The 394-nt window shown below is 34.3% G+C and carries 1 protein-coding gene; it reads left to right on the top strand.

The features are described from left to right. Positions 1–39: 39 nt before the first annotated feature. Positions 40–394, top strand: a 355-nt coding sequence (locus Y887_RS19635) for a hypothetical protein (protein ID WP_084726100.1), incomplete at its 3' end; no start/stop codon positions are given.

Below are 394 nucleotides of genomic sequence, written 5' to 3'. Positions count from 1 at the left end.
TATAATCTTTTAAAGGACGTTAAAGGCCCTGACGAAAACATGAAAATCTTAGCAGATTCTATTTGTAAAAATATGAGTCCCGCAGATTTTGATTTTGCATGTCTACACATATTGGAATTTAATAACAAACTTAAGTCTGAAGTTGAAAAAGACGGATTCACATATAAACTAGATGACGTCTATGTATGCCAACGACCAGAATTCCAATTCCAAGGCAATACTTTTTATTTTAGACCTCCAGGCAAATTTGAACAATTCGCTACAATCAGTGAAATGCTATCAAATTGCTTAATAAAAGTTAATGACGAAGAGAAAGAAATTTCTTTCCTTGAGATGCCTGCTTTTGTAATCAAATGGGCAGAAGACCTTTCGACAACTATTGCTATTCCAGGCC

The sequence above is a fragment of the Xanthomonas pisi DSM 18956 genome (genome assembly GCF_001010415.1).
In the GTDB taxonomy this organism is placed as follows: Bacteria; Pseudomonadota; Gammaproteobacteria; order Xanthomonadales; family Xanthomonadaceae; genus Xanthomonas; species Xanthomonas pisi.
The sequence above is the reverse complement of the archived record's forward strand: the minus strand, read 5'-3'. Positions and strand labels throughout refer to the sequence as shown.